At 42.4% G+C, this 20,162-nt stretch carries 14 protein-coding genes and 1 pseudogene; 7 read left to right on the top strand and 8 right to left on the bottom strand.

Annotated elements, in window-relative coordinates; translation table 11 throughout:
• Positions 1-7: 7 nt before the first annotated feature.
• On the bottom strand, positions 8-751 hold the full coding sequence (locus HMPREF0623_RS05340) for a hypothetical protein (protein WP_002829653.1): 744 nt from the start codon (positions 749-751) through the stop codon (positions 8-10).
• A 287-nt stretch (positions 752-1,038) separates the two neighbouring features.
• Here HMPREF0623_RS05340 and HMPREF0623_RS05335 point away from each other — a divergent pair, with 287 nt between their 5' ends.
• Positions 1,039-3,183 carry a BspA family leucine-rich repeat surface protein gene (locus tag HMPREF0623_RS05335; protein ID WP_004166211.1) on the top strand — a complete coding sequence of 715 codons (2,145 nt, stop codon included), beginning with the start codon at positions 1,039-1,041 and terminating at the stop codon, positions 3,181-3,183.
• Positions 3,184-3,415: 232 nt separating this feature from the next.
• On the opposite strand, the gene HMPREF0623_RS05330 is transcribed toward HMPREF0623_RS05335, so the two are convergent.
• The 4 genes from HMPREF0623_RS05330 to HMPREF0623_RS05315 all read right to left on the bottom strand — a co-directional run bounded on the left by HMPREF0623_RS05330 (position 3,416) and on the right by HMPREF0623_RS05315 (position 8,403).
• Positions 3,416-4,135, bottom strand: a complete 720-nt coding sequence (locus HMPREF0623_RS05330; protein ID WP_002829656.1) for an MIP/aquaporin family protein — start codon at positions 4,133-4,135, stop codon at positions 3,416-3,418.
• A gap of 14 nt (positions 4,136-4,149) precedes the next feature.
• Entirely contained in the window at positions 4,150-5,973 is a 1,824-nt protein-coding gene (gene glpO / locus HMPREF0623_RS05325) for a type 1 glycerol-3-phosphate oxidase (RefSeq protein WP_004166210.1), read from the bottom strand.
• A 19-nt stretch (positions 5,974-5,992) separates the two neighbouring features.
• Positions 5,993-7,507 carry a glycerol kinase GlpK gene (gene glpK / locus HMPREF0623_RS05320; protein ID WP_002832463.1) on the bottom strand — a complete coding sequence of 505 codons (1,515 nt, stop codon included), beginning with the start codon at positions 7,505-7,507 and terminating at the stop codon, positions 5,993-5,995.
• 266 nt (positions 7,508-7,773) lie between these two features.
• Complete coding sequence (locus HMPREF0623_RS05315) at positions 7,774-8,403, bottom strand: HAD-IA family hydrolase (protein ID WP_004166209.1); 630 nt, start codon at positions 8,401-8,403, stop codon at positions 7,774-7,776.
• Between the two features lie 134 nt (positions 8,404-8,537).
• Here HMPREF0623_RS05315 and HMPREF0623_RS05310 point away from each other — a divergent pair, with 134 nt between their 5' ends.
• Both HMPREF0623_RS05310 and HMPREF0623_RS05305 read left to right on the top strand, forming a co-directional pair.
• Positions 8,538-10,052 (top strand): ClC family H(+)/Cl(-) exchange transporter, encoded by a 1,515-nt coding sequence (locus tag HMPREF0623_RS05310; RefSeq protein ID WP_036671300.1) that lies wholly within the window; start codon positions 8,538-8,540, stop codon positions 10,050-10,052.
• A gap of 264 nt (positions 10,053-10,316) precedes the next feature.
• Positions 10,317-11,231, top strand: coding sequence for an aldo/keto reductase (locus HMPREF0623_RS05305; protein WP_002832459.1), 915 nt, complete (start codon positions 10,317-10,319; stop codon positions 11,229-11,231).
• A gap of 272 nt (positions 11,232-11,503) precedes the next feature.
• Here HMPREF0623_RS05305 and HMPREF0623_RS05300 read toward each other — a convergent pair whose 3' ends face one another.
• A complete protein-coding gene (locus HMPREF0623_RS05300; RefSeq protein ID WP_002829669.1) occupies positions 11,504-12,376 on the bottom strand; it encodes a LysR family transcriptional regulator in 873 nt (290 codons plus the stop codon).
• 121 nt (positions 12,377-12,497) lie between these two features.
• On the opposite strand from HMPREF0623_RS05300, the gene HMPREF0623_RS05295 reads away from it, so the two are divergent.
• The 3 genes from HMPREF0623_RS05295 to HMPREF0623_RS05285 all read left to right on the top strand — a co-directional run bounded on the left by HMPREF0623_RS05295 (position 12,498) and on the right by HMPREF0623_RS05285 (position 16,739).
• Positions 12,498-14,141 (top strand): malolactic enzyme, encoded by a 1,644-nt coding sequence (locus HMPREF0623_RS05295; RefSeq protein WP_080542505.1) that lies wholly within the window; start codon positions 12,498-12,500, stop codon positions 14,139-14,141.
• 18 nt (positions 14,142-14,159) lie between these two features.
• Positions 14,160-15,542 (top strand): class II fumarate hydratase, encoded by a 1,383-nt coding sequence (locus HMPREF0623_RS05290; RefSeq protein ID WP_004166206.1) that lies wholly within the window; start codon positions 14,160-14,162, stop codon positions 15,540-15,542.
• 225 nt (positions 15,543-15,767) lie between these two features.
• Entirely contained in the window at positions 15,768-16,739 is a 972-nt protein-coding gene (locus tag HMPREF0623_RS05285; RefSeq protein ID WP_002829672.1) for an AEC family transporter, read from the top strand.
• A gap of 392 nt (positions 16,740-17,131) precedes the next feature.
• Here HMPREF0623_RS05285 and HMPREF0623_RS05280 read toward each other — a convergent pair whose 3' ends face one another.
• Positions 17,132-17,407 carry a helix-turn-helix domain-containing protein gene (locus HMPREF0623_RS05280; protein ID WP_002829673.1) on the bottom strand — a complete coding sequence of 92 codons (276 nt, stop codon included), beginning with the start codon at positions 17,405-17,407 and terminating at the stop codon, positions 17,132-17,134.
• A gap of 15 nt (positions 17,408-17,422) precedes the next feature.
• Positions 17,423-17,781: pseudogene (locus tag HMPREF0623_RS05275) on the bottom strand (type II toxin-antitoxin system RelE/ParE family toxin).
• 470 nt (positions 17,782-18,251) lie between these two features.
• Here HMPREF0623_RS05275 and HMPREF0623_RS05270 point away from each other — a divergent pair.
• Positions 18,252-20,162, top strand: a complete 1,911-nt coding sequence (locus HMPREF0623_RS05270; RefSeq protein WP_004166201.1) for an endonuclease MutS2 — start codon at positions 18,252-18,254, stop codon at positions 20,160-20,162.

The following is a 20,162-nucleotide window of genomic DNA, read 5'->3' as shown; positions in this document are numbered from 1 at the left end:
TCCATTTTTACTTGTGCTTAAACCATGCGCTACTATGTTTTTGGTAGCCAAAGAAAAGGGAACTAACTTCCCTGCCATGGACTAAGCGATCACTAAAATATTTGTAAGCAACGTAGTTTGAAATAGCCATTTCATAATGTCCAATCTGATAGTCTTTATTTCCTTTTTTAAACTTTAATTTAGCTTCGGTAATTAATTTGACCATAATCCCTAAATATTCAATTAATGTTGCTCGCGTTCCTGCCATCACACCAAGGTTCAGAGTTGGCAAAGAATTAGCGTTTTCAAAAATAAAATCTTTAATATATTGAGGATTTTCGTCATTAATGACTAGCCAGGAATAAAATAAGAAGGTTGTTTCGTCCCCCATATATAGAGTGTTGTCTTTAATATTGTCAAAGGGGTAATTCAACATGGTTACGTCCCCTGCATCAGTTAGAACGGCTTTTTCGATTTCTGGGTGAGCTTGCAAGAAATAAAAGGCCATAAAAATTCGATAAAAGTACAAGGTCATATCGGGGTAGCTTCGATAAATATTATCTAAATCAACGTGGATAATATTTAAGTTGCCCTTTTTTTCTTGGCTAGGTTCATTGGTTAAGACATAGTATGGAACTTGGAAACGAGCTAGTGATTCAGTTTGTTTGGCTACCTTGCTAGAAATGTCGATGTCACTAGTATCTTCATGATGAAGCAAATCATCCATTTGGGTAAAAAACTCGCTAATCACCACGTTTGGTTCAACTTGCATTTAAAATTCCTCCGTATATTTTTGCGGATAATTAATAATTTGTTAATTAGGACTCCCTATAAATTATAAACGTTATCGAAATGTGTGTGTGTCAATTTTTTAGTGTTTTATTAAAAACTATTAAATAATTTAGAAATCTGAAAGCTTCATACTAGCTAAGTAAGAAAGATGTTTAAAATTCACTATGTAACGATGAAGTGAAGCATTAATTTTGCTGAAATGATAGCCCTTTCTATATAATCATATATGAGAAGTGATTCACATTTTTGATGAAGGGGATGATTTAAATGAAGCAGAAAAGCAGTGTGATAGTTGAAAGTTTTGTATTAATATTTTTTGCAATTATATTTATTTTATTCTTTACTACCTCAGCAAGGGCGGCCGCTGATTCTAATGTGCGAGGAAATGCTATAACTTGGGGGGATTCTTATTGGACGCTAGCCAATAGTGGAGAACTTATTTTAGCTAACGGTGAAATTGGACATGCTCCGGCATTAAACAAGGTTTTAGAAGATAATGGAATTGATCCTAAAACGGTGAAGAGCATTGAGTTTACAAAACCGACTAGTGCCAATTCAATTGTAGGGATGTTTGGCCATTTACCTAATTTACAGAGTATCGAAGGGCTAGATAAATTAGCTTATTCAGGTAATGCAGCGCAGATGTTCCGAGGAGATTCAGCAATTAGGTCAGTCGATTTTAACAAATTTAACACTAGTAAAATCACCAATATGACTTATATGTTCTGGGGAGCAGGGTTTGAAAACTTAGATCTCCAGAGCTTTAATACTAGTAATGTGACTAGCCTTTATGGGATGTTTAACGGTACTTCAAATTTACGGACTTTGAATGTTAGTAATTTTGATACAGGCAAAGTTAACAGCATGGACTATCTATTCTATGGTTCAGGAATTGTAGAATTAGATTTATCGGGATGGAATACTAGTAATGTCACCAGTATGATTCAAATGTTTTATAATTGTCGGAACTTAGATTCAGTTAATGTAACCTCCTTTGATACCACTAAAGTGACTTCAATGTATGAAATGTTTTCTGGGGCGGCATTGACTAAATTAGACTTGTCTTCTTTCAAAATTGAACAAATTGAAACTACCAAAATGTTTAGTAATGCAAGGAATCTAAAACAACTTAAACTGGGGAAGAAATCTCAGTTGAGTTCCGATATGCAACTACCGGAGGTCCCTTCTACAGGAATGTATACTGGTCATTGGCAAAATGTGGGTGTAGGGACAGTCGATGAGCCAATGGGGGACCATATCTGGACTTCGGCAGAACTATTAAAAAACTTTGATGCCGTAACGATGGGAAATGACACCTTTATTTGGCAAAAAAGGGCATCTTCCAAAATTAATACCGGAACAGTTAGTGATTACGCTACTGATGAAATGCTGACTAAATATGTTTCTACCGCTTCAAAACCGTTAAGGCCTTATCGGTATAACGTAGTTTTAAATAATAGTTATCATTTTTATACTAAGGTGGAAGATGGGCAATCCGAAAACGAAAATCAAGCCGACTTAGGTGATCGAACTGGGGCTACTGTATATAATCAGGCAGAAATGCCCGTACAATATACTGAAGGGGACCGAGACGGTGAAAAAACTAAATACGTAAAAGTTAGCTTTGACGGTGAAAAATGGTATTGGGTAGACCAACATGCTTTGAATTTAGATTTGAAGTCCCAGTATCCTAAAGTAAATGGCGAGGGAGCTGCCTTACTTGACGATATTTTTTTAGGTTCAACGGCCACTTTTGGTTTTGGGGGCTCTAGTGACAGAGTAAATTCACAAATGATTGATAACGCATTCAATTCTGAGGGTAAGATTATTTATAAAAGTTTTGCGAAAGAAAGTGATTTTACTACCGAGGATGATCAAAATAAAGCATTAAAGGCCTTTAATGATAATTTAGATAGAGCAGCTAAGAGTTGGAATGATGCGATAGGAGCCACAATTTTAGTTAAGTCGTCTACAACAAATGAAAGGGTTAGTCTTAGGGTGGGAGCAAACGCTGCAGGGGCAGGTAGTCAAACACTGAGTGGTAACACGGGAATTGACTCAAAATTAGTTGAGCATGCTTTAGACCCTAATTCTAAAAATTATGAAATTAATTTGTTATTTATTACTATGAGGCATGAATTAGGACATAGTTTGGGATTAGAACACTCTTCTAATGGGCAGTACTATGGTATGCCTGATGGATACCGTTTTGCAATTGATGACGACGTGATGAACGCCCTTTTGGTGTACGGATCCAGCAATGATTATTATCCTTACACTCAAAAAGTAATTACTAAAAATGATGTCAATGCAATTAAATTAATTTTAGCAAATCATAATTTTGAAAACCCACAACCCGAAACGAAGATTACTAACTTTACTAAAAAGGTTGATCGAGCAATAGAAAAATGAAATATAAATAAAAGAAAAGTATAGAACAAAAGTTTGGTAATTTATGAGTATTAACTAAAAATCGATCATTGAGCCTGGATTGGGCACAGTGATCGATTTCGGGTTAGACGAAATAAAATGGTTTTGGACGCTATTAAAGTCAACGCGCCAAAATGATTTCAAAAAAATTTTCAGCCTTGAAAAAGATTTCTTAGTTTGTTCGCATACGTCTTAATGAGTACGCAGTTATAAACTACGGTAACACGTTAAATAATAAAGCTCCTAGCGCGCCGCCGATCATCGGACCAAATACGGGAACCCAACTATACGCCCAGTCGGAATTGCCTTTATTGGCGATTGGAAGGATGGCATGGGCGATCCGTGGACCTAAATCCCGCGCCGGGTTAATTGCATAACCGGTCGTTCCTCCAAGGGATAATCCAATGGCGGTGATTAAAATGCCGACCACGATCGGATTCAAACCATCGGTGAAGTTGCCCCGGGTGAAAGCTAACAGAGCGAACACTAAAACGAAAGTTCCAATTACTTCACTGATAAAGTTCATCGCGTAATTACGGATTGCCGGTCCGGTAGCAAAGATTCCTCGAATGTCGTCAGCGTTCTTAGTAACTTGCCAGTGGGGATAGTAATGGATCCAAACGCATACTCCGCCAAGGATGCCACCCAAAGTTTGGGCAACGCAGTAAGGAATCACGTTGGCCCAGGCGAATTTGCCGGCCATTGCCATTCCTAGGGTTACGGCTGGGTTCAAGTGGGCTGGGCTTAGAAAGGCGGAGGTGTACACCCCTAAGGTAACTGCCAATCCCCAACCAAGCGAGATTGCGATCCACCCCGCGCCCTCTGCTTTTGATTTCTTCAGAGTTACGCCAGCAACGACACCGTCCCCAAGTAAAATTAAGATGAATGTGCCGACAAATTCGCCGACTAACTGCATCCATAAACTAGTTTCCATATCTAAACTTACTCCTATCTCAGATAATCTAGGTGGGCTTCAGCGATTACGTCTTGAAGTTCTTGACTATGTTGTTGTTTTTGTTCCGCACTCCAATTGAAGTAGCGGGCCATTTCGTCAACCACTCCTTGTTGAAGGTCGGCGATGGCGTCGTGGTGGAAGAGGAGGTGGTTAGTCCGCCGGAGCAAGTAATCTACGGGGGTCAAGGTCATTTCTTCTTCCATTGAGTAGTGCAGACTGATGGTTTCCGCGAGGCTTAAGCCAGGTGCAGCCGGCAAACGACCGATTTGACTAAAGACCCGGGCCGCGTTGGATCCGAAGAGGTTGGCGATCTTTTCCGCTTCGGGTTTGGAAAGGCCGCTTTCGATACCTTGCTTAGCAAAGAATGACAAGGTGGCGTCCACGTTCTGCGGGTCGATATCCCCACCGGAAACTTGGAGATGCTTGGAGTCGATCGAATTGAAGTTCCGGTTGAAGCGTTGCTTAAGCAATTTAGCGATTAAGGCAATCGCCCCCGCGGCCATCTTCCGGTAATCGGTGATTTTACCGCCAGCAAGGGTGATTAGGCCGTCCTGAGCCACATCTAATGAACTACCCCGGGAAACCGCAGAAGGGTTTGGTTTATTTTCGGAAAGGGTGCTTTCTAAGTGATTAAGCACGTCTTCTACGTCTTCGCGACTAACTAATTGTTTTTCGTATTTATCCACAATCGCAATTACTTCGTCGAAACTTTGCGCGGTAATTTTACCGGAATTGCCACCGTTGTAATCGGAGCTGCCGTTAGAAGCAATTAGTGGCCGTAAACCTGCCCAGCTAGCTTCCACGTCGTCAATGGTGATTTCTGCTTCTGGATAGCGGTCGTTGATCGTCTTCAAAAGGTAATCCACGTCAGCTTGTTCAACCCGCGGGTGAAGGAAGTCGCCCTGGTAGTCGGTATCGGTGGTTCCAAAGTAGGTTTTACCTTCCCGCGGAATCGCAAAGACCATCCGACCGTCTTGTTGTCCAGAGTCGAAGTAGGTTGGTTGAGGTACGTTGAGCCGGGAACGATCGACTACTAAATGAACCCCCTTGGTAGGCCGCATTTGCGGAGTTACTTCGAGCTGGTCGTCCATTTCGCGGATAAAGTCGGACCACGGCCCAGTGGTGTTGATTACGAGACGAGCGTGGATGTCAAATTCTTCGCCAGTTAAGAGGTCCTTTACGTTGACCCCGTTGACGTTGCCGTTTTCGTCGTGCAAAATGTGTTGGGCCTTTACGTGACTAACCATCAAGCCCCCGTTTTCGTGAGCTTTTTTGATGTTTTCAATTACGAGGCGGGCGTCGTTATTCCGGTAATCCAGGTAAACACCGCCACCCATCAATTTGTCGGGGTTAAGTTGGGGTTCGCGTTGGAGAACCTCTTCCTTAGAAATCGTGTAATTAGTGTATTTAGGATCCGTAACCCCGGCTAGTTGGTCGTATAGGTTCATCGCAACCTTGACGGAGAACATGTTAAAAGTGGATCCCGGCTCGTCGTAAATTGGCAACAGCATTGGATCAGGCCGGGGGATGTGGGGCGCAATCCCTTGGACGACCGCCCGTTCCTTAACGGTGTCAGAAACTACTTCAACGTCGAAGTTTTTGAGGTAGCGAATTCCTCCGTGGACTAATTTAGTCGATCGCGAAGAGGTTCCTTCCGCAAAATCTTGCATTTCAATTAAGCCGTTATTCATCCCCATGGCGCTAGCCTGAATGGCTACTCCTGCACCGGTAATTCCACCGCCGATGGTCAGTAAGTCGAGTGTTTCATTTTTTAGACGTTCAATATCTTGTCTTCTACTTAATAATGAAAATGACATGTGATAATCCTCCTAAGAGTTAATTTGCTTTACGCGGTTGGTGCTTAAAATTTCGGGTTGCGGCGACGGCTTCTTGCCAACCTTGGTAAAGATCACGGCGTTCTTCTTCACCCATCTGTGGTTTGAAGATTTTTCCAGGTTGGTATTCGGCTTTCAACTCGTCGAGATCTTGCCAATAACCAACGGCCAGGCCGGCTAGGAAGGCTGCTCCCAGCGCGGTAGTTTCTAAATCATGGGCCCGGTGTATTTCAATTCCCAAAATATCAGCTTGGAATTGCATTAGGTAATTGTTATTGGAGGCGCCGCCGTCCACCCGCATTGCCGGGATATCAATTCCCGAATCACGTTTCATCGTGTCAAGAACGTCCCGGGATTGGTATGCAAGGGATTGCAGGGTTGCCTTGATAAAGTCTTCTTTGGTAGTTCCGCGGGTAATCCCGAATACGGCCCCCCGGGCGTCGGAATCCCAGTAAGGCGCACCTAGACCAGTGAAGGCGGGAACCACGTAGACTTCGTTTTCATTTTGTGAAGCCAACGCGGCGGCTTCTGAATCGGAAGCCTTTTTGAAGAGCTGCATTCCGTCCCGCAGCCACTGGATTGCCGAACCAGCCACAAAAATGCTTCCTTCTAAAGCATAGTAAACCTTGCCATTAACCCCGTAACCAATGGTGGTTAATAAATTATTATCGGATAATTGCGGTTGCTCACCAATGTTCATTACGGTAAAGGCGCCGGTCCCGTAAGTATTCTTGACCATGCCGGGTTCAAACGCGAGTTGGCCGAAGAGGGCCGCCTGTTGGTCACCGGCCATTCCAGCAATCGGAACTTCGCTACCATAGAAGTGGTAATCCTTGGTCTTACCGTAAACCATCGAATTTGGCTTAACTTCTGGCAGGATAGCTTCAGGAATGTTTAATAATTGCAAAATCTCGGAGTCCCATTTCAACTCGTGAATGTTGTAAAGCATGGTCCGGCTAGCGTTGGAGTAGTCAGTCACATGAACAGCACCATCGGTTAGTTTCCAAACTAGCCACGTGTCGATGGTGCCAAAAAGGAGTTCACCGCGTTCGGCACGTTCTTGAGCACCGTTAATATGGTCGAGAATCCAGCGAATTTTAGTCGCGGAGAAGTAGGCGTCGGTTACCAAGCCGGTTTTTTGGTGAATCAGGTCGCCATAGCCGTCTTTAATTAGTTGATCGGCAATATCAGCAGTTTGCCGCGATTGCCATACGATTGCGTTATAAATTGGCAAACCAGTTTTCTTATCCCAAATGACGGTCGTTTCCCGTTGGTTGGTAATCCCAATTCCGCTAATTTGGCTGGGTTTGATGCCTGAGTCAATAAAAGCATTAGCAATCGTAGACGAAACGGCATTCCAAATTTCGTTGGCATTGTGTTCTACCCACCCCGGCTTAGGGAAATATTGCGTAAATTCGCGTTGTGCATCGGCAACTTTACGCCCAGCATGATCGAATATGATCGCACGCGTGCTCGTGGTCCCTTCGTCGATGGCCAGAATGTATTTATCTGCCATGTCTGTACCTCCATAAATATTTAAGAATGATTGAAGTTTAAGAAAGCGCTTTCGTAACTTCAAAATAATTATAAACTATTTGTAAGTAATTTAGAAATAGAAAGTTTTGTCGAGAACGACCACAAGAATTTGATATAACTGCGGGAGTTGCAGGATGTTTAAATGCTGGTAGCTTAGAAGAGAACTCAGCATGGAAATTGGTTGCAATAAAAAAAGCTTTCAGAAAAAATCTGAAAGCTTTCAATTTAATGACTAAGCTAATCGTTTTAGCCCAATTGATCTACGGCGTCCATTAAGGAAGCTACCTTAGCGTTGTCGTCCTGGCGGTCAATTTGGATTACTTGCCAGCCTGCTGCTTGAGCCGGTTGGATATCCTTAGTAGGGTCGACCGCGATGTGAACGTGTTCGTCAACGTCACCTAACTGTTGGGCAACGTATGCGAAGAATCGTGCGCTAGGTTTGTAAGCCTGGACGTCTTCGGCGGTGATGATTTGATCAAAATTGTGTTCTAGTTTAACTACGTTAGCTTGAATTAAGTCTTTAGAGTGGTTGGTCAGTAAGACGGTCTCGTAGCCCTTTTCCTTAATGTTATATAGTGCAGTTGGTGCGTCGGGAAACGGCTCCATTACCGTGTGGGCAATTAAAACGTCACTAAAATCACTTGGGTCAATGGTGAAATTTAGTTCTTCCGCAGTTTCGTTTAGAGCCACTTCCATTAGTTTAGAGTACTTCATAAATTCACCTTGTTGCATTAAAGCCCGTTCTTTTTGGCGGTAAGTATCCCGAACCTTCTTTTCGTCAATATCGTAGCGGTTGCCAATCCGTCCAACCGCTTCGTAAAAGGGTTGCACGTTAAACAAGGTATCGAACCCTGCAAAGCTAACTACTTTTTTCATTTATAACACCATCCTCAATTATTCTTACCAATCCATTATACAGGTTTCTAGCAAATCCTAAATTCAAAACTTGGCGAGAGTTTTAGTTATGCTAACATAAGTAAGGTTAATCTTTTGAACGAGGTGGAATGCTGATGCATTTAAAAATTGAAGACACCCGTCTATCAACCCTGTTGAATTCAGTGGTGGTGGGCGGTTTAATCGGATTAATTGTTAGTATTTTTCGACTGGCGATTGAAAAGCTGCTAATCTTTTTCCAACAGCTATACCAAAATTTTTCCACCGATTGGCAGTGGATTGTCCTGTTAAATCTTATTTTAGCAGTCGGAGTAGGCTGGTTAGTTAAAACGACGCCAGATATTTCGGGATCTGGGATTCCCCAAATTGAAGGACAGCTATCGGGAGAATACGAGGAACAATGGTGGCCGGTATTGTGGAAAAAGTTTGTCGGGGGTATTTTAGCAATTGGTTCGGGACTAATGTTAGGACGAGAAGGCCCTTCGATTCAGCTAGGAGCAGCCGTAGGACAAGGATGGAGCGAAACTTTACGGTATCGCGGTTCGCAACGCCGGGTGTTAATTGCCGGAGGAGCAGCTGCCGGTCTATCCGCCGCGTTTAATGCTCCGATTGCGAGCACCCTGTTCGTGCTAGAAGAAATTTACCACAACTTTTCCACGTTAGTGTGGATTAGTGCGCTGACGAGTGCGGTGGTGGCAAACTTCATTTCGCTGACCTTTTTTGGGCTAACCCCCGTGTTAGCAATTGTTTACCCCCACGCGCTGCCGCTTAATTTATACTGGCACTTGTTGGTATTAGGAATTTTACTGGGGCTTTTTGGCCGGTTGTATCAAATCTGCACGCTGAAATTAAAGACTTGGTATGGCAAAATCAAATTTTTGCCACGATGGTTGGATAGTTTAGTGCCCTTTATCTTAATTATTCCGGTAGGCTGGGGATGGCCGTCCTACCTTGGCGGGGGAAACACGCTGATTACCACGATTGCGGCGCAAAACCCCGTGTTTGTGACGCTCTTGATTTTGCTAGTGATTCGGTTTGTTTTCTCCATGGTTTCGTATGGTTCAGGGCTACCAGGTGGGATTTTTCTTCCTATACTAACGCTTGGAGCGGTAAGTGGCGCCCTTTACGTAAGCATAATGGCACACTGGGGGTTGATCGACGCCCGTTACTTACCTAACTTTGTGATTTACGCCATGGCGGGATACTTTGCCTCAATTGGGAAGGCGCCGTTTACGGCCATTCTATTGATTACCGAAATGGTGGGGTCGTTGCAGCATTTAATGCCGTTAGCGGTGGTGGCGCTAGTGGCCTACATTGTGTTGGATTTATTGGGCGGCGAACCAATTTACGAATCGTTGCTCCACCAGTTGGTACCGGATATTTTAGCGGAACCGCAAGGCCGACAAGAACGGGTGGAAGTATTTGTAAAGGAAGGCTCCCAATTTGATGGGGCGGCAGTCCGCAACGCGCAATGGCCCGCACATAGTTTATTGATTAGTATTCAGAGGGGCCCGCGCGCAATTGTTCCGTCTGGAGATACGGTAATTAAGGCGGGCGATACGCTGGTAGTAACGTTACAGCACGGAAATCGAAAATACGTAGAGGAATACATAAAACAGAGGGCGGAGTAACCCGGGTAGCTCTTGAGGATTAATGAAAATGCGGAATTAATCGCGGTTAGGCGATTGGTTCCGCATTTTGGTTAACCGGAGAGAGCTGGGTTACGGAGCCCTATTTCGGCTATGCGGCAGGAAAACACGGTCCTTTTCCTGATGATCCGATGGCAAAAACTTGCTACGTCAAATGTTTACTGACAGAACTATTAAAACTAAAGGGGTCCCTTTTTTTCGATTATCTGTTATGCTAATCACGAAAATATAACTGGAGGTAATCGTATGGCAAATTTAGTTCGAATTGGTAAAAGTGACGTAGAAACTACGGCGTTAGGATTAGGAACTAATAAAGTTGGCGGGCATAATTTGTTCCCAAATTTAAAGGATGAAGATGGTTATGCGGTTGTGCGGAAGGCGTTGGATGAAGGAATTCAATTGCTAGATACCGCCTTTATTTATGGGAAGGGCCGTTCAGAAGAGATTATTGGCGACGTTTTGCAAGATTACGACCGCTCTAAAGTGGTTTTGGCAACTAAGGCGGCCCAAGATCCGCTGCACGATTACCAACCCAACAACGATCCAGAATTTTTAACGTTGCAAATCGACGCAGCTTTGCGACGGTTGAAAACGGACTATATTGATATTTTTTACATTCATTTTCCAGACGAAACTACTAACAAATACGAGGCAATCAACGCGTTAGTTAAGGCACGTAAAGAAGGAAAAATTAAAGCCATTGGGGTTTCTAATTTCTCCTTAGCACAAATTAAGGAAGCTAACGTAGAAGACGTGATCGACGTTGTCGAAGATGATTATAGTTTAGTGCACCGGGATGCGGAAAAGGAATTGTTCCCATATCTCGCAGAACACCAAATTTCTTTTGTACCATACTTCCCATTGGCGTCCGGAATTCTTACGGGGAAATATACGAAGAAGGATCATGAACGCTTTGACCAGTACTCAGAAGCTCAATTTAATCAGATAATTGAAGCGACTGAAAAGGTGCGCCAAATTGCGGAAGCAAAACAAGCGACCGTGGCGCAAGTGATCTTGGCGTGGTACTTGAAGAACCCGGCCATCAGCGTGGTAATTCCAGGGGCACGCAAACCGGAACAAGTGGAAAGCAACGCAAAGGCAACGGAAATTGAACTTAGCGAACAAGAATATAAGGAAATTGACGAATGGTTTAAAAACTAGAGGGCGGAGTAACCCGGGTAGCTCTTGAGGATTAACGGAAATGCGGAATTAATCGCGGTTTAGGCGATTGGTTCCGCATTTTGGTTAACCGGAAGAGATTGGACACTGGAGTCCATTTTGGCTATTCCACAAAGAAGCACGAGAATTTTCAGCGTGAGTGGTTAACAAAATTCGAGGAAGATTGCTTAATCCCAAAAGCGGTTATTATGTCTGGAATTGGCATAATAACCGCTTTTTATATTAGCACGCACTAACTATTCGACTTTTATTGACTACTCTCGAATCAAATCGGCAATTCTTTGTTGGTAAGGACTTAAGATCCGGTCTTTACGTTGGACCAGGTTCATGTAAAACAAGGGTTGCTCTTCATCGAAAAAGGGCAGAACCCGAACGTCCGGGCGTTTAATTACCGCAGAATTGACGATAAAACCCACCCCTACGTTTTGGGCCACCATTTCTTGAATTACTTGGGAATCATTGCTTTGGTAAACCACGTTAGGTCGAAAATTGGTAATGTTGCTGAAATTACGCAGAGCTTCCGCGTGAACAAAATTGCTATCAAAGGTGATAAACGACTCGTTTTTTAATTCGGAAAACCAGATTTTGTCGCGAGAAAAGAAGGGCGATTGGCTACCGACAATTGCGACAAAATGGTCGTTGCCCAAATGTTGGTAAGCTAGATTTTCGTTGAATTGCTTTTCGATGGCCCCCATTAGGGACATGTCGAGGGTCCCAGCAAGTAGCATTTCCTCTAGCTCAGCCGACCCTTTTTCCACGGGCACGATGGCCTTTAACAAATTTTGTTCGGTAAGGCGTTTGGCAATCCGCGGGAAAAAGTACTTGGTCATAATGGGTGGCAGACCCAAGATTAATTTTTTCGTATTGATATTTTTAATGCTATTTTGGGCGACGGTTAAGTGGTCCAAGATGGCCTGCACGTGTTCGTCGAGTTGTTGACCGCTTAGGGTGACGGACAAATGGTGTCGGCCTTGATCCCGGGTGAACAGCGTGGTTTGAAAAGTATCTTCTAAGCGTCGGATAGCCATGCTGATAGTGGGTTGGCTAACGTTAAATTCTTCAGCAACCGTAGAAAAATTTTTATTTTTTACTAGCGAATGAAAATATTTTAAATCTTTAGTGTTCATAACGTTCCTCCATAATCCTATTATATCAAGCTTTTTCGTTTAAATATAAAAATAATTTATAATATGCTAATAATTTGACTATAGCAACCAAGGAGTCTTAAACTTACCGCGTAATAAAAAATTGGAGGAAAGCAAAATGACTGAAAAAGCAATGAGTATTTTGAACAATCCTTATTTAAATAAGGGAACTGCATTTACAAAAGCAGAACGCGATCAGTTAGGGCTTAACGGTTTGATTCCACCATACATCCAGACTTTGGATGAACAGGTAGCACAAACTTACGCTCAATTTCAAACTAAGGCTAATGATTTAGAAAAACGGTTATTCTTGATGCAAATTTTCAACGAAAACCGGGTACTATTCTACAAGTTGTTCAGTGAACACGTTGTTGAATTTATGCCAATTGTTTACGATCCTACCATTGCGGATACGATCGAAAACTACAGTGAGCTTTATGTTCAATCACAAAACGCAACTTTCCTTTCCATTGATGATCCAGATAACATGGAAACGGCGTTGAAGAACGCGGCTGATGGACGAGACATTCGTTTAATCGTAGTTACTGATGCAGAAGGTATTTTAGGAATCGGTGACTGGGGAACTAACGGTGTCGACATTTCGGTTGGTAAGTTGATGGTTTATACCGCTGCTGCTGGAATTGACCCAAGCCAAGTTCTTCCAGTTGTATTGGATGTAGGAACCAACAACGAAAAATTATTGAAGGACCCAATGTACCTTGGTAACCGTCACGAACGGATCAAGGGCGACCGTTACTTTGAATTTGTGGACCAATTTGTTCAAACTGCAGAAAACTTATTCCCAAATATGTACCTGCACTTTGAAGACTTTGGACGTGACCACGCGGCAAAGATTTTGAACAAGTACAAGGATCGTTACGTAATTTTCAACGATGACATTCAAGGTACCGGAATTATTACTTTGGCTGGTATTTTAGGTGCCCTAAACATTTCTAAGCAAAAGATTACGGATCAAGTTTACCTAAGCTTCGGTGCTGGAACTGCAGGTGCCGGAATCTTGAGCCGGATTTACGCAGAAATGGTTGAAAACGGCTTGTCCGAAGAAGAAGCTAAAAAACACTTCTACATGGTCGACAAGCAAGGTCTTTTGTTTGATGATGACGAAACGTTGACGCCGGAACAAAAGCCATTTGCACGTAAGCGCAGCGAATTTGAAAACCCAGAAGAATTGACCGACTTGCTATCCGTAGTGAAGGCAGTTCACCCAACTATCATGGTGGGTACTTCTACAAAACCTGGTGCCTTCACCGAAGAAGTGGTTCGTGAAATGGCTGCTCATACGGAACGCCCAATTATCTTCCCATTGTCTAACCCAACTAAGTTAGCTGAAGCAAAGGCGGAAGACTTGTTGAAATGGACGGATGGTCGCGCCTTGATTGCTACCGGAATCCCGGTTGACGATATTGAATACAACGGCGTTACTTACCAAATTGGTCAAGCTAACAACGCGTTGGTTTACCCTGGTTTAGGTTTAGGGGTCATTGCCTCAACTGCTAAAGTATTAAATGATACAATGATTTCTAAGGCTGCTCATTCATTGGGCGGTATCGTAGACGTAAGCAAACCAGGAGCAGCGGTATTGCCACCAGTTTCCAAGTTGATTGAATTCTCACAAACGGTTGCGGAAGGCATTGCCCAGAGTGCAGTTGATCAAGGATTGACAAAAGAAACCATCACCGATGTGAAAAAAGCGGTGGCAGATACCCGGTGGACTCCTGAATACTAAAAATTAGGAGCGATAACGATGGCGGACTATCGAATTGAAGAAGATACATTAGGAAAGGTAAAGGTGCCTCAACAGGCTTTATGGGGCGCACAAACTGAACGCAGTCGGCATAATTTTGCGACGGGACCGTTGATGCCAGTTGAAGTAATTCGAGCATTAATTAACGTCAAAAAGGCGGCTGCGGGGGTAAACAATCGGTTTGGATTATTACCTACCGAAAAAACGCGGTTAATTCAAAAGGCGAGTGACCAATTATTGGCCTTAGATGATGCAACTTTAATGCAGGATTTCCCCCTGCGCGTTTTCCAAACTGGTTCGGGAACCCAGACGAACATGAACGTCAACGAAGTGATTGTGCACGTTGCCCAACAAATTGATTCTGATTTGGCGCTTTTACCTAACGACGACGTCAACAAATCGCAAAGTTCTAACGACGACTTTCCTACGGCAATGAACATTGCGGCGAGTCAAGCAATTAACCACCTTCTACCTGTGATTAAAAACTTGATTACCACATTAGCGGAAAAACAAAGACAGTATTGGGACGTGGTTAAAATCGGGCGAACCCATCTACAAGATGCAACGCCCTTGACTTTCGGCCAAGAAATTAGCGGTTGGGTAAGTACGTTAGAACATGATTTAGATTACTTGGCAAAGCTCAAAGATACGTTATTAGAGCTACCGATTGGGGGAACCGCAGTGGGAACGGGATTGAACGCTCCTGCCGGTTATGACTTAGAAATGGTCAACGAATTGAGTAAGGTGTACGACTTACGATTTATGACCCAAAATAAGTTCTTCGGGCTTAGTGCACATTCTGGAATTGGAGCTGTGCACGGCGCGGTGAAAACTTTGGCAGCCGATTTGTTAAAAATCGCTAATGACATCCGTTTCCTAGCAAGCGGTCCGCGGGCTGGTTATGGGGAATTGACGATTCCGGCTAACGAACCCGGGTCTTCAATCATGCCTGGTAAGGTTAATCCAACCCAAGCGGAAGCATTGACCATGGCAGCAACTCAGGTAATGGGTAATGACGTAACGATTAACGTTGCTGCTAGCCAAGGAAACTTTGAGATGAACGTTTATAAACCGGTAATTATCTTCAACTTTTTAGATTCCGTCAATTTGTTAAGCGGGGTAGTGGCTCAGTTTACCGAAAAGATGGTCGCGGGAATTGAAATTAACGCCGACCGGATGCTGGACTTGGTGGAACAATCACTAATGACCGTGACGGCGCTTTCGCCACATATTGGTTATCATCAAGCGGCAGAGATTGCCCAACTAGCAAGTCGAAAAGGATTGAGCCTCAAGCAAGCTGCATTAAAGAGCGGTTTGGTGAACGAAGCGGACTTTGACCGGTGGGTCGATCCGTTGAAAATGACGAATAACAAAAGAGAGTGAGTGAATTCGGGTAATCTTTGAGGATTAAGAAAATTAGGACATTAATCGCGGGTTTGGCGATTGATGGCATAATTTGGTTAACCGGAGGAGATTGAATTCGGGAACTCATTTCAAAAAAGAGAGAGTGAGTGAATTCGGGTAATCTTTGACTGTGCAGCAGAGAAGTACAGGAATTAAGAAGATTTTCCAAAAGCTCGTTATAAAGAGAAAGAGAGAGTGGGTAAGATGGCGGCATTTATTACGTCCGTTGAAAGTATTATTACCATTCTGTTGATGATGGCCCTTGGCTTTGGTCTACGAGGAATGGGATGGTTTGACGACCATTTTAGTGGTAGTATTTCAAAATTAATTATGAACGTAGCTCTACCAGCTTCAATTTTTGTATCGGTAATGAAGTATTTAACGTTACCAAAACTAGTTAGTTTATCAAGCGGATTGATTTATTCGTTTGGTGGAGTAATTATTGGATATATCATCGCATGGATTACGGTTAAGTTATTAAAGGTTCGACCAGGACGCCGCGGACTCTTTATGAATACCGTAGTTAACGCAAACACCATTTTCATTGGATTGCCACTGAACATTGCGCTGTTTGGTTCGCAAAGTTTGGCATACTTCTTAGTTTACTACGTAACTAACACGGTTTCGACGTGGGCGTTCGGGGTATTCTTGATTGCTAACGACGACCCAACTAAGCAAAAGGGTGACCAAGGTACAGAACGTAAAGTGAACTGGAAGAAGCTTCTTCCACCACCACTTCTTGGTTTTATCGTTGCCATCATCTGGTTGGTACTCGGGTTGCCAGTGCCAAGTTGGGCAGGCAACACCTTGAGTTACGTGGGTAATTTGGTAACCCCATTGTCATTAATTTACATTGGGATTGTGCTTTACGACGCCGGATTGAAGAGTATCCACTTCGACCGTGATACGGTCTTTGCATTACTTGGACGTTTCGTATTGTCACCATTGGTAATTACCGGTTTGATTTTGCTTGGTGCACACACCGGACACGTATTGCCAACGATGGAAATGCAAACATTGATTGTGCAAGCAGCAGCACCAGGATTAGCGGTTATGCCAATCCTAGCAAACGAATCACATGGTGACGTAAAATACGCAACCAACTTGGTAACGACAAGTACGATCCTATTCATCGTAGTCGTACCAATTGTGATGACGTTGATTCAATTTATCTAGAGGACCCGATTAGGTCTCGAGGACTAACTTAATTAGGGCATTAATCGCGGTTTGAGCGATTGATGTCCTAATTTGATTAATCGGAGGGAAGTGGGTTTCGGAGCCCGTTTCGGCATAGCGGTATTAGAATATGGAAAATGTGGTTTTACGGAGAAGTGGTTTAGCGATCGCAGCCAAGAATATATGACTGGTTAAAAAGCTAGCAAAAATTAAAGAGAGAAAAGACTTGAAGCATTCTTCATGGGGAGAAGGACGGTTCAAGAAAATGGTTAAAAATTAACAGAGGACGGAATTCAGTTGTGAATTTCGCCCTCTGTTTTATTTTAAATACGAGTTTTATACATAGAATCTACGAACTATAGTTAGAGCAGTGTCTATATTGAAAAGAATGACTACTGATTATGAAGGAATGGTTTTAAAGTTAGTTTAATTTCCAATCCTAAACCGTGTGCATAACGATTTAGAGTTTCTAGAGAAGGGGTGGAGTCAAGACTTTCAATTTTAGCGATGCGAGATTGTGCCATGCCAATTCTTTTACCCAACTCTTTTTGCGTAATGTTTAGCTTGATTCGACGCTCTTGTAGATAAGTAAGAGTTTCAATAAGGTTTAACTCTTCAGTTGGAATATTCTTAGTGACTTTTTTTCTGAGTTCGTTCCAAGTAGCCATGTCAACTAATCCTTTCTAATGTCGTTGTAACCAGTCGTCTAATCTGTTAATCGCGATGTGAACTTCCCGTGGATCGGTTCGATTTTTTTTCTTAGAGTAATGATGGAGCAGAATATAACGATTCTTATTCCAAGAGGCGTAAAAAATTCTTTCGGGTTGTGGTCTTAGCTCCATCAGGGGATGTTTATAGCCCTTTATAAATTTGACCTGAGGTTCTTTTAAGAGCGGTCCTAAATCTTGTAACAAATCAAGCTGGTGAATAATTTTTTTAGAATAGCTCGATCATTTTTTTGGTGGCTTTTAGAAAGAGCCACAATATAATCAGATACTGGGCTTTTTCCATTGCTGTCAAAATAAAAATCAATTTCGTACATAAATCAACCTCTTTAATACTTAGAAATATAATAAATTTGTTATATAATTTCAATTGAATTTAATTGTGGAGGCATAATTGTATATTTACCAACGTACAAAGCTGGAATGGCGGGTAACCTCCCTAAATTTAAATACGCAACTTTAAAATAATGATTTAAAGAATTCTGATTGGTAATGAGGACTTAAAAAGCAAAGATTTGACGAGTTCGTTAAAATTTGTTAATTTACTTGTTGATAAAACCTATCTAAACGCGAATGGGGAAATTTTGATGAGTGTGGCAAGTATCTAAATGTAAATATTGGCGCTAATTGAACCGGGGAAGACGGTTTTTTTTGGCATGCTTTTACAAGCGATACCTGTCAAAATAAATTTTAAGTTTAGTTTGAAGACGACAGAGGATCACTGTGGTCTTTTTTGTTTTAATTAGGTTTTATCGGATAGGTGTCTCTTTTATGAGAGGAAAAAGAGATGTTTGATCAATCATTATTTAAAAAGTTACAATTTGACCGAGTAAAAAGGGGAGTTATTGCTAAAGCAGTTGGTGATTTTAGTAAAGAAAAACTTGAAAATATGCCAATTGAAAGTAATTTAGCAAGTATCAGGGTTAAACAACAAGAAACTAAAGAAGCACGAATAATTATTGAAAGTGGTCAATATATTCCATTACTAGGCTTGAAACAGATTAACCGGTTAATGAATAAAATTGATAAAGGCGTGATTCTGACACCCGCGGAGCTAATTGAATTTGCAGATTTCTTGCGTAGTAACCGGATGTTAAAAAAATTCTTTGAAAAGAACCGGTACCAGACGCCAACCCTGTATAAGTACAGCCAGGCGTTATCTAAATTCACGACTACCGAAGAGCACATTTACCAAAAGGTTGATGATTATGAAGTACTAGATGATGCTTCTCGAGATCTTCGGAAGGCGCGGAGACAATTTAAAACCATCAAGGACGAAATTCAAGATAAACTAATGAAGTTTTTGCGAAGTCCTAAAAACAAGCCGATGATCCAGGACGTTTTGATAGTTGAAAAGCAAGGCTCGATAACCGTCCCAATTAAAGCATCCTATAAATTTAAGGTTCCTGGTACGATTGTGGATCAATCAAGTAACGGTCAAACCGTTTATATTGAGCTAGATTTAGTCGCTAAGCTTAACGAAAAACTCGCGTTTCAAAAGGCAGTTATCGAATCTGAAAGCTATCAGATTTTAGCTGAATTAACGGGCGAATTAAGCGAACAAAGAACAAGTATTTTAAATGCTATTGACGCTGTGACAATGTTTGACATTATCTTTGCAAGGGCGAAGTATAGCCGGGAATACGATGGAATTACTCCGCAAATCAACCAAGCGGAGCGCATTAATATAATTCAAGGGCGGCACCCGTTCTTGGTTGGTACCCCCGTGCCGTTAGACTTTCAATTAGGAAAGGACTACCGAGGGTTGATTATTACAGGTGCTAACGCCGGTGGTAAGACAATCGTCATGAAAACAGTGGGATTGTTAACCTTGATGGCGATGGCTGGATTACAAGTTCCTGCCCAAGCAGGGACTGAATTAGCAGTTTTTGACCAACTATTTGTGGATATCGGCGATGAGCAGAATATTGAAAATCAACTCAGTACCTTTTCTGCCCACATGAAAAATATTGCAAAGATTGTTCAAAAGGCCGGTCGTAATACACTGGTTTTATTAGATGAGTTGGGCAGCGGAACTGATCCTAACGAAGGGGCCGGATTGGCGATTGCGATTCTGGAAGATTTGTATCGAAAGGGAGCATTGATCGTTGCTACGACCCATTATGGAGAGATTAAGAATTTCACTAAAAAGCATGCGGATTTTACGCCGGCCGCAATGAAATTTGATCGTGAAACACTAACTCCTAAGTACGTACTGCAAGTTGGTGAAGTTGGCGACAGTCAGGCGCTTTGGATTGCCCAAAAAATGAGGTTGCCCAAAGCATTGATTCAGCGGGCAGGTAAATATATTACCAATCAGGCGAAATATGCAACCAAAAAAATACAGTTTCCGAAGTTGGCGAAGACTGATCAGCTGCCCGATAAAGCCGAAAACGAATTGAGATACCAAAAAGGCGATCAGGTTTATTTAACGGAACTCAAAAAGGTGGGACTAGTTTACGAAGATCACGGCGATGACACGGTAGCAGTCTTTGTAGAACACGGTTTTCAGAATGTTTTACGAAAACGAACGCGATTAAAAATGGCCGCCGACAAATTGTATCCCGTGGATTATGACTTGGAGAGCCTCTTTACTGATTTTCACCAACGAAAAATGCGTAAAGATTTAGAACGGGGCTCTAAAAAAGCTCAGAAGCAGTTGGATAAAATGGCCCGGGCAAGGCGAAACAAAAATTAA

The sequence above is a fragment of the Pediococcus acidilactici DSM 20284 genome (genome assembly GCF_000146325.1).
Lineage (GTDB): Bacteria > Bacillota > Bacilli > Lactobacillales > Lactobacillaceae > Pediococcus > Pediococcus acidilactici.
Note: the sequence above shows the minus strand (reverse complement) of the source record. Positions and strands in the feature narration are given on the sequence as shown.